Genomic DNA, 15,078 nt, shown 5'->3' with positions numbered 1-15,078 from the left:
ATCGGTGTCGCCGCCGCGGCCGAAGCTGTGCGCAGTCAGCAAGGGGGCTTGCCGTGCTCGCACTCGAACGCCGTCTTCAGGACCGCTATCCGCACTGGTTTGCCGGACGCCGCTCGCGGCTGGTCCGGCCATTGCTGCGCGGCCTGCAGAAATGGTCGGGACTGGACGCGCTGGACGCGTTCCTGGAGGCCAACCGCGACCTGCGCGGGTTCGCCCTGGTCCAGGCCGGGCTGGATTTCCTGCAGGCCCGCTACGTGGTTGCACCGACCGCCGCCGAGTGCATCCCGGCGCGCGGGCGCCTGCTGATCGTCGCCAATCATCCTTCCGGGGCGCTGGATGCGCTGGCGCTGCTGGACTGCGTGGGCCAGGTGCGGCGCGACGTGAAGATCGTCGCCAACGATTTCCTGTGGGCGCTGGAAGGCCTGCGCGACCTGCTGCTGCCAGTGCGCATCCTCGGCGGCGCACCGTCGCCGGCCAGCGTGCGGGCGATCGAGCAGGCGCTGGCGCAGGAGCAATGCGTGATCGTGTTCCCGGCCGGCGAGGTCTCGCGGCTGGGCTGGGGCGGCGTCGCCGACGGGCGCTGGCGCCGCGGCTTCCTGCGCTTCGCTCTGCGCACCGCCGCGCCGGTGCTGCCGGTGCGCATCCACGCACGCAATTCGGCGCTTTTCTACGGCGCCTCGGCGCTGTTCAAGCCGGCCGGCACCGCGCTGCTGGCGCGGGAGATGTTTGCCCGTCGCGAGCGCCGCATCGCGCTCAGCCTGGGCCGCGCCCGCGCGCTGCCGCAGGATCTGCCCGAAGCCGAACTGATGCGGCGCCTGCGCAGCGAGCTGTACGCGCTCGGCCGCAGCGGCGGGCAGGCCGCGCCGAGCGAGGAGGCGCTGGTCGCCGCCGAGGATCCGGCGCAACTGGCCGTGGAAGTGGCCGGTTTGCGCAGCCTCGGCCACACCCTGGACGGCAAGCAGATCCGCGTCGGCCGGCTGCGCGCCGGCTCGGCGCTGCTGCGCGAGATCGGCCGCCTGCGCGAGCTGACCTTCCGCGCGGTGGGCGAGGGCACAGGCCGGCGCCTGGACCTGGACGACTACGACACCTGGTACGAGCACATCGTGCTGTGGGACGGCGCCGCCACCCGCGTGGTCGGCGCCTACCGGGTCGCCCGCGGTGCACCGGTGCTGGCCGAGCGCGGCCTGGCCGGCTTCTACACCGCCGAACTGTTCCGCTACGGCGAGGGCATGCTGCCGCGCATCGCCGCTGGCATGGAACTGGGCCGCAGCTTCGTGGTGCCGGATTACTGGGGCAGCCGCAGCATCGACTACCTGTGGCAGGGCATCGGCGCCTATCTACAGGACCATCCGCAGGTGCGCTACCTGTTCGGCGCGGTGTCGATCAGCGCCGCGTTGCCGTACGCGGCGCGCGAGCAGATCGTGGCCTACTACGCCCGCTACTACGGCGACGCCAGCGGCGAAGCCGCCTCGGCGCGGCCGTTCCCGTATCCGGAAGCGCCGCCGGCGTTCGACGAACTGGACGCCGACACCGCCTTCAAGGTGCTCAAGGGCAACCTCGACGCGCTGGGCGCGGCGGTGCCGATGCTCTACAAGCAGTACACCGATCTGTGCGAACCCGGCGGTGCGCGCTTCCTCGCCTTCGGCGTGGACCCGGCGTTCAACGACGCCGTCGACGGCCTGATCGAGCTGGATCTGCAGCGCATCCGCAGCAAGAAGCGCGCGCGCTACCTCGAACGTCCCCGCAACGAAGCAGAGGTGGTGGCATGAGTCCGCTCAACAGCCTGGCACCGCGCCGCGCGGTGTTCGTCTCCGATGTGCACCTGGGCGCGCCGCATTGCCACGCACGCGAGCTGGCCGACTTCCTCGGCGGCCTGCGCTGCGACCAGCTGTATCTGGTCGGCGACATCGTCGACTTCTGGTGGATGGCGCAGCGCCGCGCGGTGTGGAGCGCGGCGCACCAGCGCGTGGTCGATGCGCTGCACGCGCTGGCCCGCGGCGGCACCGAACTGATCTACGTCCCCGGCAACCACGACCGGCCGATCCGCCGTTTCTGCGGGCTGGCGCTGCCGGCGATGCAGGTGCGCCGGCGCGCGGTGCACGCCACCGCCGACGGGCGCCGCCTGCTGGTGGTGCACGGCGACGACTACGACAGCGTGACCCAGTTCGGCGGCCTGCAGGAGAAGTTCGGCGACTGGCTGTACTACCGCATCCTCACCGGCAATCAGCTGACCAACCGCGTGCGCCGCCGCCTGGGCATGCGCTACTGGTCGCTGGCGGACTACCTGAAGCGGCAGAGCAGCGCCGCCGAGCGCTACATCGAGCGCTTCGTCACTGCCGGTCTGGACGACGCGCGCCGCCGCGGCCTGGACGGGGTGATCTGCGGCCACGTGCACCGCGCCGGGCTGTTCGAGCGCGACGGTCTGGTCTACGCCAACGACGGCGACTGGGTCGAAAACCTCACCGCGCTCGCCGAAGAGGCCGACGGCACCCTGCGCCTGCTCTCGCACCGCGGCGACGTGCTGCGCGAACTGCCGCCGCGCCTGCGGCTGGTGCAGGAGAACGTCTGGCCGCGCGCGGCCTGAATCAGCCGATCGTGCCAGGCGGCGCTGCACAGCCTGGCGCGTGACTGGCAGGTCGTGCGTTCGACTGCTGCCGCGCCTGCGCGCCGCAGTTGCCCTTGTCGCGAATCGCCCTGCGCGTGGCACCGCCGTCCTTGCAGTGGACGGAAGCGTAGAACGCGGTGTGACCGCTATTCCACGATGACCCGTGTGTAGTGTGCATCACCACCGCGCGCGCTTGCCCGGCTTCCGTGGCATCAGGTCTACTGCGATGCGTCGGCGCGACATGCCCTGGCAGGAACCCACGTTCGCGCCCGGGCCTCACGCTGATCCATGTCGCTGCGGCGCGCGTGCGCCGCATCCCGATCAGTTCTGGAGTTGTGGAGACCGTGAAACCAGGGAAGGCGTTGTGCGGCCGGTCGCGCAGATCCATGGGGACATGGTTCGGCTTGGCCTGGTCCGCCGTTTCTGGCGATTCCGTCCAGGCGAACGTCACCGCGCCTGGCACGCGGCCGCGGACATGCCTGCGATGGGCGTGCCTGGGCGTCCTGCTCGCGGCGAGCGCGGCCGCGATTGCGCAGAACACGATCTATGGCTGCGCGGAGCCCGCCGCGCCGCGTCCGCTTCCCGATCCGCTGCTGTGCGTGCAGCAGGCGGGCGTGTCGACGCCGCACTCGGCGGGCGATGCGCGGGTCGAGGCATTGTTCGCACGTGCCAAGCAGCAACTCGACGGCGGCCGCTTCGACGCCGCCGAGCAGGCGCTGGATTGCGCGCAGGCCAACCTCGGCGATGCCGGCGGCGCGCGCTTCCGCTACGAGCTCACCCGCCGCCGCGGCATTCTCGATTTCCGCCGCGAACGCCTGCCGCAGGCGCTGGCGCGCTTCGAGTGCGCGGCCACGCTGTCCCGCTCGCTGCACGACCGCATGGGCGAGGCGCGCGATCTGAACAACGTCGGTGCGGCGCTGCGCCGCCTCGGGGATTTTCGCGGTGCCCTGCGCAACCTGACGCTGAGCCTGGACATCCAGCGCGCGCGCGGCGCGGTCTCTGCGTCCGTGCTGACCAATATCGCCGACGTGTATCGCGAACTGCGCGAGTCCGACACTGCGATGCGTTACTACCGCGATGCGCTTGCCGCCAACCGCGCGCAGGGCGACGCCATCGAGGCCGCGCACGTGCAGGAAACCATGGCCGAGCTGGCGCTCGACAGCGGCGACACGCCGCAGGCGCTGGCCTGGCTGCAGGAGGCGCTTGCCGTGTACCGGGCGCAGGGCCGCCGCGTGTACGAACTGCGTGTGCACGATGGCCTGATCCGCGCGGCATTGGCGCTCGGCGACGTCGCGCAGGCGCAGCGCTGGAGCTCCAGTGCGCTGGCGCTCGCCGAGGCATGGGCGCTGCCGCTGCCGTCCGCGCTGCAGTTGCAGCTGGCGCGGACCGCCCGCCTCGAAGGCAACGCGGCCGCCGCCGCGGCCCGCCTGCGCGCGGCGCTGGCGGCGGCCGCCGGCGGCGATCCGGTGCGGGTGCCGTTGCTGGAGGAGTTGGCGCGGCTGCAGGAAAGCAGTGGCGAGACGGCGGCGGCCATCGCCACGCTGCGGCGCGCGAATGCGGAGGCCGCGGCGCTGGTCCGCGCGCAGCACGATCGCCAGTTGGACTGGCTGCGGGTCCGCTTCGACACCGCCGAAAAGCAGCGCACCATCGATGCCCTGCAAAGCGAGAACCGCCTGCGCCAGGTCCAGCTGCGCCAACGCACGTTGCTGCTGTGGCTGGCATTGGTGTCCGGCGTCGCCGCCGCGCTCGGCCTCTGGCTGTGGCTGCAGCGTCGCCGCCAGCGCGAACGTTTGCTGCAAGCCGCACGGCAGGTCCGCCACGAGGAGCAACTGGCCCGCTATCGGCGAGAGGCGGACGCGCTGGCCGAGGATCGCAGCCTGCTGCAGACCCTGCTCGACAGCCGCGAGGACGCGCTGTGCCTGCTCGATGCCGAAGGCCAGGTCCTGGCCACCAATCGTGCCGGCCGCCTGCTGCTCGGCGGTGCGGACGACGCCGAACCGGTCGGGCAGCCGGTGTTCGCCTGCGTTGCCGAGGGCGACCGCCCGGCGTTGCAGGCGGCGCTGGAGCGGATGGAGGACAGCGCCGCGCAGCGCCTGGAGATCGTCGCACGGCATGGCACGCCGCTCGCCGTGACCTTCACGCCCTGGCGCGGCGGCGATGGGCTGGTCGTCCTCGGCCTGCAGGAACGCGACCGTGGCGCGGTGGCGGACACCGCGCAGGCCGAGCACACGCCAGCGGAGGTCGCCGCGCCTGCGTTGCGCGATGCCTTCCGGCGCGCGCTGGTCGACCTGATGCTGGCGGTCATCGACACCTGGGAGCGCGCCACCGCGACCGGTCGCCTGGAGTTGGCCGAGCGCAGCCGGATCTGGCGCGTGAACATCGACGACGGCCGCCTGCGAGCGCGGGCGATGGAGCGCTACCTGGCGGTCTCCAAATTGCCTAGCAACCCGCGCTGGCGGGACGTGCTGCGCTCGGCCTATTTCGTGCTCGCGCACTGCGGAGAGCTGTCGGCGGAGGCGCGCGCCGCCTTGCAGTCGAGGATCGACACGGTGCTGGCCTACACCCGTCGGGACGCGCTCGGCTGAGCAAGCCCGGCACTTCTCCTGCCGGCGATCGTCGGCTGCGCTAACCGGCGAGCGCGCCTGCATGGTGCGTCAGCGCCCGCGCTTGGCCGGGCAGACCACGCAGGCGCCCTTCAAGCCTTGCTCCATGCGGTAGGCGCTGTGGTGGTCGCGTGCCAGGAAGGTCGTCGGGCCGAGCACGATGGGCTTGGCCGAGCGCGACGGCGCCACCACCTCGCAATAGGCGGCGATGGTGTTCAGCGTATTGGTGTACGGCTCGTGGCTATCGACCACGCCGCACTTGTCCATCGTCTGCCGCAATTGCTCGCCGTCGAAATCGAATTTCACCACCACCTCCGGTTCCTGGCTCTCCTCCAGGCACCAGTCCGGCGGCAGGGTGTCGTGGCCGTGGGCGATCAGCGGCAAGGTCAGCAGGGCCGCGGCAAGGGCGGCATGGAAGACGGAACGGCAGGCAGGCATCGGAACCTCGCAATGCGCAGAAGAAGAGTCCGCAGCCTACGAGCGGGGCTGCGGCCGATGCCAGCGCATCCGCGGGTATAGACCGGGAATAAATCCTCCTAAGGTATTGATTCTCCGATGGTGGCAACGCGCCGCGCTGCCGGCTCGCGCGTCCGCGGCCCGCCGTGCTTGCGCCGTGGCCCCGGCAATTCGACCCGATTCGCTCCCGTGGCGACCCGGGTTTGCCCTCGTGCCGCGGCGGCGGCCTGCCTAGCCTGAAATCGCCGGATCGCACCGAGTGCCGATGCGGCGGTGGCCATATCCCCCGGGGGCGATGCACGCAACCCCAGCCATCTCCAATCCCTTCCTTATAGCGAGAGAACGCTCATCATGAAGAAGAAGCTCCTTGCCGCAACCGCTCTGCTGGCGGGCAGTGTCGTCGGCGCCCCTGCGCTGGCGGCGGAAAACCCGGTGGACCAGGCCGGCATCCAGCACAACATGTACCTGGGCTGCCTGATGGACGCCAATGCCTCGCCCGACGAAGCCCTCACCGTCGTGGTCAAGACGTGCGGTTACAACCCCGGCATGCCGCTGGAGCGGTTCATCGCCACGCAACAGCCCATCATCGATGCGGTCGATCCGACCCGGCCGATGACCGACAACCTGGCCGGGTTGCGCCAGCAGCTCAGTGCCTACGAATTCTCGTTCATCGTGCGGATGGACCAGATCATCGAGAACGCCGAGGACATGGATGCGGCGGCGGTGCAGTTCGAGGAACTCGAGAAGGAAGCCATGGCACGGCTCGATCCTGCCTCCAGGAACGGCGCGCTGGTGCTGGGCGGGCTGAGCGTGGCCAAGCATTCCAACCGCTACTGGGCCAAGGTCGCGGCAGCGCATGGCGAGACCACGGCTGGCGACGCCACCGCGAAGAAGAAGGGGCGCTTCTGGCGATGGCTGGCCGTCGTCGGTTCGGACGTGGTGGGTTTCCTGCTCACCGAAAACCCGGTCACCGCGGCCACCACCTCCAGCACCGTCTACGACATCGTGTTCTGACCGGGCTGCAGCCCGCTCCGCTGGAAGACCGCTGCATCGTGCCGTGCGCCGATGCGGCGGTGACCGCCTGCCCGTGACCCATGTGGGTCCTGGCCCACTCATCCCCGTTCAATGAAGAGAATGCACATGAAGAAGCACTTTGTCGCAACCGCCGCCCTGCTGGTCGGCAGCGCCGTCGGTCTCCCCGCGCTGGCCGCGGAGAATCCCATGGACCACGCCGGCGCCCAGCACAACATGTACCTCGGTTGCCTGATGGACTTCAATCCCTCGCACGACCAGGCCCTGACGCTGCTGGTCAAGAAGTGCGGCTACGCCCCGGGCATGCCGCTGGAGCAGTTCATCGCCACACAGCAGCCGATCATCGATGGGATCGACCCGACGCGGTCGGTGACCGAAAACCTGACGGGATTGCGCCAGCGGTTCAGTGCCGAGGAATTCGCATTCGTCGTGCGGATCGACCAGATCGTCGAGAACGCCGACGACCTGGAGGCCGCCGCAGCGCAATTCGAGGAGCTGGAGCGGGACGCCCTGGCGAAGCTCGATCCCACCTCCAGGAATGGCGCGTTGATCCTGGGTGGATTGAGCGTGGCCAGGCACTCCACACGCTACTGGTCCAGGCAGGCGGCCGAAAGCGGTCAGTTCGCGGCAGAGGGCGGCACCTCGAAGAGGAAGGGACGATTCTGGAAGTGGCTGGGCGTCATCGCAGCCGACGTGATCAGCTATTTCCAATCGGGGAATCCCGGCACGGCGGCCACGTCCTCCGACGATGCATATACCCTGTTCTTCGAGGCATTCGGATTCTGATCCAGGCGCTGCCTGGGTAGGGAAGGGCATCCTGATGGGGTGCCTTTCCACAGAGGGAGCGACGTCAGCTCATCCGCTTTGCTGCGACTCGGCGTGGACATGCCGTTGTCGTCGCAGGAGCGGCTTCAGCCGCGACAGGCGTTACCTGTGGCGTCTCGCCACAGCTAACGCCGCTCCTGCAAATGGCCTTCCCTCGTCATCGGAGATGCCCTTGCAGTCGCAGCGGCGCTTTCGCTTGAAGCGCTTGGCAGGATCGGCGTCAGGCCGAACTGCCCGTGCCGTGTGTTGTACACCTGCGACAGCAGCAAACGAACGACTGTCGCGCCACTGCCACGGCCACGCACCCATTCCCGCATCGCTGCTAGCATCGGCCGATGGATTCCCTCACCCAGATCGTGCTCGGCGGCGCCATTGCCGCCGCCATCGCCCCGGCCGCACATCGGCGCGCGGCACTGCTTGCCGGCGCCGCGCTCGGCACCCTGCCGGATCTCGATGCGCTGATCCTGCTGCCGCTGACCCGCGATCCGGTCACGCTGATGACGGTGCATCGCAGCGTCAGCCATTCGCTGTTCGTGCTGCCGTTGCTCGGCTGGCTGATCTGGTGGCTGTTCCGGCGCTTCGGCCATGGACGCGTGGCCGAAGCGCCACACCGCTGGTTCTGGGCGATCCAGCTGGCGCTGATCACCCACCCGCTGCTGGATGCGTTCACCGTCTACGGCACGCAGCTGTGGTGGCCGCTGCGGCCATCGCCGACGATGTGGTCGAGCGTGTTCATCATCGATCCCGTCTACACGCTGTGGCTGCTGCTGGCCTGCGCCATCGCCTGGTTCGCCCGCGCGCGGCGCGTGGCGCAGCAGGCGTTGCTGGTCGGACTGCTGTTGAGCAGTGTCTACCTGGGCTGGTCGCTGCAGGCCAAGCAACTGGTCGACCGCGAGGCCGACCGCGCGCTGGCGGCGATGGGCCTGGCGCAGGCGCCGCGCTTCTCGGTGCCGATGCCGTTCAACACGCTGCTGTGGCGGGTGGTGGCGATGACCCCGAGCGGCTACGTGATCGGCGAGCGCTCGCTGGTCGCCGACCACGGGCCGATGCGCTTCCAGGGCTATCCTTCCAACACCCAGGCGCTGGCGCAGGTGCGCGACCTGCCGGCGGTGCAGCAGTTGAGCTGGTTCAACCGCGGCTTCATGCGCGCGCAGGTCAAGGACGGCGAACTGGTGCTCAGCGACCTGCGCATGGGCCTGGAGCCGGACTACAACTTCAACTTCGCGGTGGCGCGACAGCAGGGCGACGGCTGGGTGGCGATGCCGCCGCGGCAGCTGCAGGCCGCGTACCGGGCGCCGGTGGCACGTGGACAGATTGGTGCGGCGCTGGCGCGGATGTGGCAACGGATCTGGACCGAGCCGGCATCGCCCGCGCCGGTCGGTGCGCAGGTGCCTACCGCGGCGCCGTAAACGCCGCTCAATACACCGTCGCGTGCGCCTGCACGAACGAATAGAAGAACACCGCGTCCGGGTCGCTCTGCACCTGGGCCATTTCCCGGCGCATGCCGGCCACGGTCTCCTCATCCACCGCGCCGGCCTGCAGCAGCCGTTCGGCCGCCGACAGCAACAGTTCCTCCCAGAACCCGATCATGGTCTTGCGCCGCGCCGGCTCGCGGTTGTCCAGGTGCAGCGTCTTGATCTCGGTGCTGACGTCGCGATAGCCGCCGGCCAGCAACAGGTTGCCGAGCTTGGCGCCGACGAACGGGTCGCCGCCATGGTCGTACTGGAAGTCGTTGAACGCCATCCAGTAGCGCCACACGTTCGGCGAGTACGGATGCAGCAGGAACGAGGCGTTCATCACCTCGGTCACGTACACCGGCGACCCCGGTGCCAGCACCCGCCGCACTTCGCTGAGCACCCGCGCCGGCGACGGCACGTGTTCCAGCACCCAGCACAGGAACGCCGCATCGAAGCTGCGCGGCTGGAACGGCAGGTCGCCGGCGTCGGCCTGCTGCAGCGTGTAGCGGTCCTGGCACCAGGGCATGCGCTGCAGGTTGTCGCGCGCGGCCTGCAGTTGCGCCTCACTCAGGTCGATGCCGGTGACGTGCAGCTCCGGGAAGCGCCGCAGCAAGACTTCGGTCTGGGCGCCGACGCCGCTGCCCACTTCCAGCAGGCGCCGCGCGCCGGTGTAGTCGATCTGGTTGAACAGGGTGGCTTCCAGCAGCCGCGCCTGTTTCAGCAGGCGTGCCTGTTCGGTGTCGGAATAGCCGTGCAGATAGGTCGGGGTTTCGGGAGACGTGCCCATGGCGGTGCTCCAGGGAGAAGAAGACGTCAGGCGGCGGCGGACAAGGCCGGCGGCACCCCGGCGATCAGCGCATCGAAGTACTCGGCGGTCAGCGCCAGTTGCGCTTGTGCGCTCTCGGCGCGGTTGACCACGGCGCGGAACGCGGCGTTCTCGGGTTGATCCTTGGCATACCAGCCCAGGTGCTTGCGCGCGATGCGCACGCCCTGCACCTCGCCGTAGAACGCGTGCAGCGCCTGCAGGTGGCCGAGCAGGGTGTCGCGCACGAAGGTCAGCGACGGTGCCGGTCGCAGTTCGCCGGTGGCCAGGTAGTGCGCGATCTCGCCGAAGATCCACGGCCGGCCCTGCGCCGCGCGCCCGACCATCACCGCATCGGCGCCGGTCGCGGCCAGCACCTGCGCCGCCTTCTGCGGCGAATCGATGTCGCCGTTGGCGATCACGGGAATGCGCAGCATCGCCTTGATCTGGGCGATGGTCGCGTACTCGGCCTGGCCGCTGTAATGCTGGTCGCGGGTGCGCCCGTGCACCGCCAGCGCGGCGATGCCGCAGTCCTCGGCGATGCGCGCGATGACCGGGCCGTTGCGGTGGTCGCAGTCCCAGCCGGTGCGGATCTTCAGCGTTACCGGCACTGGCGAGGCCTTCACCACCGCGCCGAGGATGCGCGCCACCAGCGCCTCGTCGCGCATCAGCGCCGAGCCGGCCCAGGCGTTGCACACCTTCTTCGCCGGGCAACCCATGTTGATGTCGATCAGTTGCGCGCCGTGGTCGGCGTTGTAGCGCGCGGCCTCGGCCAGTTGCTGGGGTTCGGTGCCGGCGATCTGCACGTTGACCGGGTCCGGCTCGCCGGCGTGGTCCATGCGCTGCAGCGACTTGCGGGTCTGCCAGAAGCGCGGATCGGAGATGGTCATTTCCGACACGGCCAGGCCCGCGCCCAGCCGCTTGCACAGCAGCCGGAACGGCTTGTCGGTGACCCCGGCCATCGGTGCCAGGATCACCTTCGGTTCGATCGTGTAGGGGCCGATACGCATGCCGCTAGTGTAGCGGGGCGCATGCGCTGGCGGGCCGGGCGGCCCGCGCGGCCGTCAGCGCATCAGCTGGTACAGCTCGAAACCGTTGTCCTTGCCGTCCAGGATCAGCAGCAGTTCGTCCGGGCCCAGCGCGACCAGGCGGCCGACGCTGTTGCCGTGCGTGCCGTCGGAGGCATGGCCGCGCACGTAGGCCGCTTCAGGCTCGTCGTTGACCGTGCTGGCGCCGAGGAAGGCCAGCTCATGGCTGCCGGCGGACAGCGGATACAGCGTGCCGCTGCGGCGCTGCGAGCCGCTGGTCTTGCTCAGGTGGTAGCCGCAGGGATCGCGGCGGATCTCGGCCTTGAAGTAGGGATAGGCGTAGGCGAAGTGCGGTTCGACCTGGATCGAGCGCACCTTCCAGCGGCCTTCCAATGTGCCCGGCTGCTGCGGCGTCTGCGCGCGCTGCAGCAGGGTCCGCGCCAGCGCCGCGCCCTTCTCCTGCTCGGCATCGTCGTAATGCGCCGCGATCACCTGCTGCAGCCGTTCGGCGGAGACGGTCACCGCGGCGCGGTCGGCGTCGGCGGCCAGGCTGTTCCAGTCGCAGCGCGGTGCCGCGGCCGCGGACAGCGGGAGCAGCAGTGCGCACAGCGCGGCGAACGGGCTGACGGAACGGCGGGGCATCGGCAACTCCTTGTCGGATGCGTGGCCGGCGCAGCGCCGGCGCTGGTTTGTGATGGCAGGCAACGGCGACGGCCGGCACCGTCGCGCCGATCGCTCAGCCGGCCTCGGGCGTCAGCCGCGGCATCGATGCCGCCGCGCCTTCGGCCTCGGTGGAGCGCGCCGCGTAGTGGTTGGCGAAGCGCACGTGGGTGGCGAACGCGGCGTTCGGCGACTGCGCCAGCGACGCCACCAGGGCACCGTTGAAGGCGTCGCCGGCACCGGTGGTGTCCACGGTATGCGCGGTTTCGGCGCCGATCCGGTAGTAGGGCTGGGTGTCGCCGAGCAGGCGCTCCTCGGGGTGCGAGATGAACGCACCGACCGCGCCCAGCGTCACCACCACGGTGCCGCCCGGCAGCAGCTTGCGGCACAGCGCGTGCAGGCTGCCGCCATCGGTGGCGGCGACGTCGTCGGCGTCCACGCGCACGCCGACATGGCGGGCGAGCAGGGCGGCGAACTCGGTTTCGTTGGGGGTCAGCACGTCGGCCAGCTTGAGCAGGCCGATGCTGGTCTGCGCATTGGCCGGTGCGGCGTTGAGTACGGTGGTCAGGCCGGCCTCGCGGGCCAGCGCCAGGGTGCCCTCGATGGTCTCGATCGGCGATTCCAGCTGCGCCAGCAGCACCCGCGCCGAGCCCAGCAGCGGGCGCTGCGCCTGCACGAAGTCCAGGCTCAGCGCGGCGTTGGCGCCGGCGCCGATGACGATGGTGTTGCGGCCGTGGCCGTCGACGTAGATGCCGCCGGTGCCGGTCGGCTCGCTGCTGGCCTCGGCGACCAGGGCGATACCGTCCTGCGCGGCCAGGCCGCGCGCCATCGCGCCGCCGGCGTCGTCGCCGAGCGCGCAGACGAAGCTGGTGCGCGCGCCGGCACGCGCCGCCGCCACCGCCTGGTTGAAGCCCTTGCCGCCGGGGCCGGTGCTGTAGCGGCCGGCGATGGTCGCCCCCGGTGCGGGCAGATTCTCGCAACGCCACACATGGTCGACATTGAACGAACCGACGACGATGACCGAACTCATAGGCATGTACTGCTTCTCGACTGGAACTGAAAAAAAGAAAGACGGGTGCGGCGGATGCCGCGGCCGGATCAGGCGAAGTGCGACAGCACCCCGGCGATGGTCGCGGTCATGAAGGTGGCGATCGAGCCGCCCAGCACCGCACGCAGGCCGAAGCGGGCCAGGTCATGGCGGCGTTCGGGGGCCAGTCCGCCGATGCCGCCGATCTGGATCGCGATCGAACTGAAGTTGGCGAAGCCGCACAGCGCGTAGGTGGCGACCAGCCGGCCTTCCGCGCTCAGGCTCACGCCCGGCACCTGGCCCTGGACGATACGCGACAGCTCGGTATACGCGACGAACTCGTTGATGACCACCTTCTGGCCGATCAGCGAACCGACCGTGGTCGCATCCGGCCACGGCGTGCCGATCACCCAGGCCACCGGCGCCAGCACGTAGCCGAAGATGGTGGACAGGTTGGTCGGGCGGCCGATCACGCTGGCCAGGCCGGTGACGTCGCCGATCCAGGTCAGCGGCGCATTGACCAGCGCGATCAGGGCGATGAACGCCAGCAGCATCGCGCCGATGTTCAGCGCCAGGCGCAGGCCGTCGCCGGCGCCGGCGGCGGCGGCATCGATCACGTTGCTGGTGGTCTTCTCCACTTCCATCTTGACCGTGCCGCGGGTCAGCGGCGTGCCGGTCTCCGGGATCAGCAGCTTGGCCACCACCAGCGTCGCCGGCGCGGCCATGATGCTGGCCGCCAGCAGATGCTTGGCGTAGAACGCCTGCTGCGCCGGATCGCCGCCGCCGAGCATGCCCACGTAGGCCGCCAGCACGCCGCCGGCGATGTGCGCCATGCCGCCGATCATCATCGTCAGCAGTTCGGACTCGGTCATGCGCGGGATGTACGGACGCACCGTCAGCGGCGCCTCGGTCTGGCCGATGAACACGCTGGCGCAGACGCTGGTGGTCTCGGCGCCGGACACGCGCATCACCTTGGTGATCGCCCAGGCCATCACCCGCACCACCGCCTGCATCACCCCCAGGTGGTACAGCACGCCCATCAGCGCGGAGAAGAAGATGATGGTCGGCAGCACCTGGAAGGCGAAGATGAAGCCGTAGGTCTTGGTGTCGAGCAGGCTGCCGAAGATGAAGCTGGAGCCTTCGTTGACGAAGCTCAGCACCTTGACGAACACCTGGCCGAGCCAGTCGAACACCTCACGGCCGCCCGGGACCAGCAGCACCAGCGAGGCGAACCCGATCTGCAGGACCAGGCCGGTCGCGACCAGCTTCCAGTCCACCGCGCGGCGGTTGTTGGAGAACAGCCAGGTGATCCCGATCAACACCGCCAAACCGAACAGGCCGAAGCCGATCCTTCCCAATCCCTCGACCATCTGCGTCCCCGGTCCCCGACCAAAGACGGGAAGCCTAGTGCAGGGGGTGACGGCCGGCAAGGCGAGGCGTGTTCAGTCGGGGGATTCGGGATTGGGGATTGGGGATTCGCAAGAGCGGGGCGCCTGGCTGCCGACGGCGTGGCGGCGCCGACGGGGCCTTGCGGCAGCGCCGCTACACTGTGCGGCCGCCCGCCGGCCGTGCCGCGGGTTCGCTCAGCAGGAGGAGTTGCCATGCAATACCGTCGCCTCGGTGCCACCGGGCTGCAACTGTCGGCGCTGTCGTTCGGCGCCTGGATCAACTTCGGCGGGCAGACCGGCCGCGACGAAGCGCGCAATCTGATCGCCGCCGCCTGGGACCACGGCATCAACTTCTTCGACAACGCCGAGGTCTATGCGCACGGCCGCGCCGAGCAGGTGATGGGCGACGTGATCGCCGACCTGCGGCTGCCGCGCGACGGCTTCTGCGTGTCCAGCAAGGTCTACTTCGGCGCCGTCGAGTCGCCGCGCCCCACCCAGCGCGGGCTGTCGCGCAAGCACGTCACCGACGCCTGCCATGCCGCGCTCAAGCGGCTGCGGGTGGAGTATCTGGATCTGTACTACTGCCACCGCCCCGATCCGGACACGCCGGTGGAGGAAACCGTGCGCGCGATGGACGCGCTGATCCGCCAGGGCAAGGTGCTGTACTGGGGCACCTCCGAATGGCCGGCCGAGCGCATCCGCGAGGCGGCGCAGGTGGCGCGCGCGCTGGGCCTGCACGGGCCGTCGATGGAGCAGCCGCAGTACAACCTGCTGCATCGCGAGCGCGTCGAGCAGGAATACGCGCCGCTGTACGCCGAACTCGGCCTGGGCACCACCATCTGGTCGCCGCTGGCCTCGGGCCTGCTGACCGGCAAGTACAACGACGGCATCGATCCGGCCTCGCGACTGGGCCAGGAGCGCAATGCCTGGCTGCAGCAGGAGGTGATCGGGCCGCCGGCGCAACGCCGGGTCGAGCGCGCGCGCGCCTTCACCGCGCTGGCCGCGGACGAGGGCGTGGCGCCGGCGTCGCTGGCGATCGCCTGGTGCCTGCGCAACCCGCACGTGTCCACGGTGATCCTCGGCGCCAGCCGGGTGTCGCAGCTGCTGGAGAACCTGGCGGCGCTGGAGCTGGCCGCGCGCGACGACGCGGCGTGGTGGGAACGGGTCGACGCTGCGGTGCGTTGACGACGGCATG

At 70.1% G+C, this 15,078-nt stretch carries 13 protein-coding genes; 7 read left to right on the top strand and 6 right to left on the bottom strand.

The genetic code is table 11. From position 1 onward, the window contains the following. The first annotated feature begins 53 nt into the window (after nt 1–53). The 3 genes from CEK65_RS00135 to CEK65_RS00125 all read left to right on the top strand — a co-directional run bounded on the left by CEK65_RS00135 (nt 54) and on the right by CEK65_RS00125 (nt 5,190). A complete protein-coding gene (locus CEK65_RS00135) occupies nt 54–1,769 on the top strand; it encodes a GNAT family N-acyltransferase (RefSeq protein WP_193312609.1) in 1,716 nt (571 codons plus the stop codon). Then, on the top strand, nt 1,766–2,584 hold the full coding sequence (locus CEK65_RS00130; RefSeq protein WP_017912885.1) for a UDP-2,3-diacylglucosamine diphosphatase: 819 nt from the start codon (nt 1,766–1,768) through the stop codon (nt 2,582–2,584). Before CEK65_RS00135 ends, CEK65_RS00130 begins: the two co-directional genes overlap by 4 nt. Before the next feature lie 635 nt (nt 2,585–3,219). Then, nucleotides 3,220–5,190 (top strand): tetratricopeptide repeat protein, encoded by a 1,971-nt coding sequence (locus CEK65_RS00125; protein ID WP_193314645.1) that lies wholly within the window; start codon nt 3,220–3,222, stop codon nt 5,188–5,190. Nucleotides 5,191–5,259: 69 nt separating this feature from the next. Here CEK65_RS00125 and CEK65_RS00120 read toward each other — a convergent pair whose 3' ends face one another. Continuing rightward, the gene (locus CEK65_RS00120; RefSeq protein WP_148827875.1) at nt 5,260–5,646 is read right to left on the bottom strand and encodes a hypothetical protein; all 387 of its coding nucleotides are present in this window, start codon (nt 5,644–5,646) and stop codon (nt 5,260–5,262) included. Nucleotides 5,647–6,015: 369 nt separating this feature from the next. Here CEK65_RS00120 and CEK65_RS00115 point away from each other — a divergent pair, with 369 nt between their 5' ends. From CEK65_RS00115 to CEK65_RS00105, 3 genes are all read left to right on the top strand, one after another. After that, the gene (locus CEK65_RS00115) at nt 6,016–6,678 is read left to right on the top strand and encodes a hypothetical protein (protein WP_152180368.1); all 663 of its coding nucleotides are present in this window, start codon (nt 6,016–6,018) and stop codon (nt 6,676–6,678) included. Between the two features lie 126 nt (nt 6,679–6,804). After that, nucleotides 6,805–7,482 (top strand): hypothetical protein, encoded by a 678-nt coding sequence (locus CEK65_RS00110; protein WP_152180367.1) that lies wholly within the window; start codon nt 6,805–6,807, stop codon nt 7,480–7,482. A 374-nt stretch (nt 7,483–7,856) separates the two neighbouring features. Beyond that, the gene (locus CEK65_RS00105) at nt 7,857–8,930 is read left to right on the top strand and encodes a metal-dependent hydrolase (protein WP_152180366.1); all 1,074 of its coding nucleotides are present in this window, start codon (nt 7,857–7,859) and stop codon (nt 8,928–8,930) included. A 7-nt stretch (nt 8,931–8,937) separates the two neighbouring features. Here the strand turns inward: CEK65_RS00105 and CEK65_RS00100 are convergent, their stop codons facing one another. The 5 genes from CEK65_RS00100 to CEK65_RS00080 all read right to left on the bottom strand — a co-directional run bounded on the left by CEK65_RS00100 (nt 8,938) and on the right by CEK65_RS00080 (nt 13,865). Further along, nucleotides 8,938–9,765, bottom strand: coding sequence for a class I SAM-dependent methyltransferase (locus tag CEK65_RS00100; RefSeq protein ID WP_152180365.1), 828 nt, complete (start codon nt 9,763–9,765; stop codon nt 8,938–8,940). A 26-nt stretch (nt 9,766–9,791) separates the two neighbouring features. Beyond that, a complete protein-coding gene (dusB, locus tag CEK65_RS00095) occupies nt 9,792–10,790 on the bottom strand; it encodes a tRNA dihydrouridine synthase DusB (protein WP_152180364.1) in 999 nt (332 codons plus the stop codon). Between the two features lie 54 nt (nt 10,791–10,844). Further along, on the bottom strand, nt 10,845–11,450 hold the full coding sequence (locus CEK65_RS00090) for a DUF4893 domain-containing protein (protein WP_152180363.1): 606 nt from the start codon (nt 11,448–11,450) through the stop codon (nt 10,845–10,847). A gap of 94 nt (nt 11,451–11,544) precedes the next feature. Then, on the bottom strand, nt 11,545–12,498 hold the full coding sequence (locus CEK65_RS00085; RefSeq protein ID WP_017907558.1) for a ribokinase: 954 nt from the start codon (nt 12,496–12,498) through the stop codon (nt 11,545–11,547). Nucleotides 12,499–12,566: 68 nt separating this feature from the next. Continuing rightward, nucleotides 12,567–13,865 carry a nucleoside transporter C-terminal domain-containing protein gene (locus CEK65_RS00080; RefSeq protein WP_017911618.1) on the bottom strand — a complete coding sequence of 433 codons (1,299 nt, stop codon included), beginning with the start codon at nt 13,863–13,865 and terminating at the stop codon, nt 12,567–12,569. A gap of 231 nt (nt 13,866–14,096) precedes the next feature. Here CEK65_RS00080 and CEK65_RS00075 point away from each other — a divergent pair, with 231 nt between their 5' ends. Then, nucleotides 14,097–15,068 carry an aldo/keto reductase gene (locus CEK65_RS00075; RefSeq protein WP_017911617.1) on the top strand — a complete coding sequence of 324 codons (972 nt, stop codon included), beginning with the start codon at nt 14,097–14,099 and terminating at the stop codon, nt 15,066–15,068. The last annotated feature ends 10 nt before the right edge of the window (nt 15,069–15,078 follow it).

The organism is Xanthomonas sp. LMG 12459 (assembly GCF_009192905.1).
Taxonomy (GTDB): Bacteria; Pseudomonadota; Gammaproteobacteria; order Xanthomonadales; family Xanthomonadaceae; genus Xanthomonas_A; species Xanthomonas_A sontii.
The sequence above is the reverse complement of the archived record's forward strand: the minus strand, read 5'-3'. Positions and strand labels throughout refer to the sequence as shown.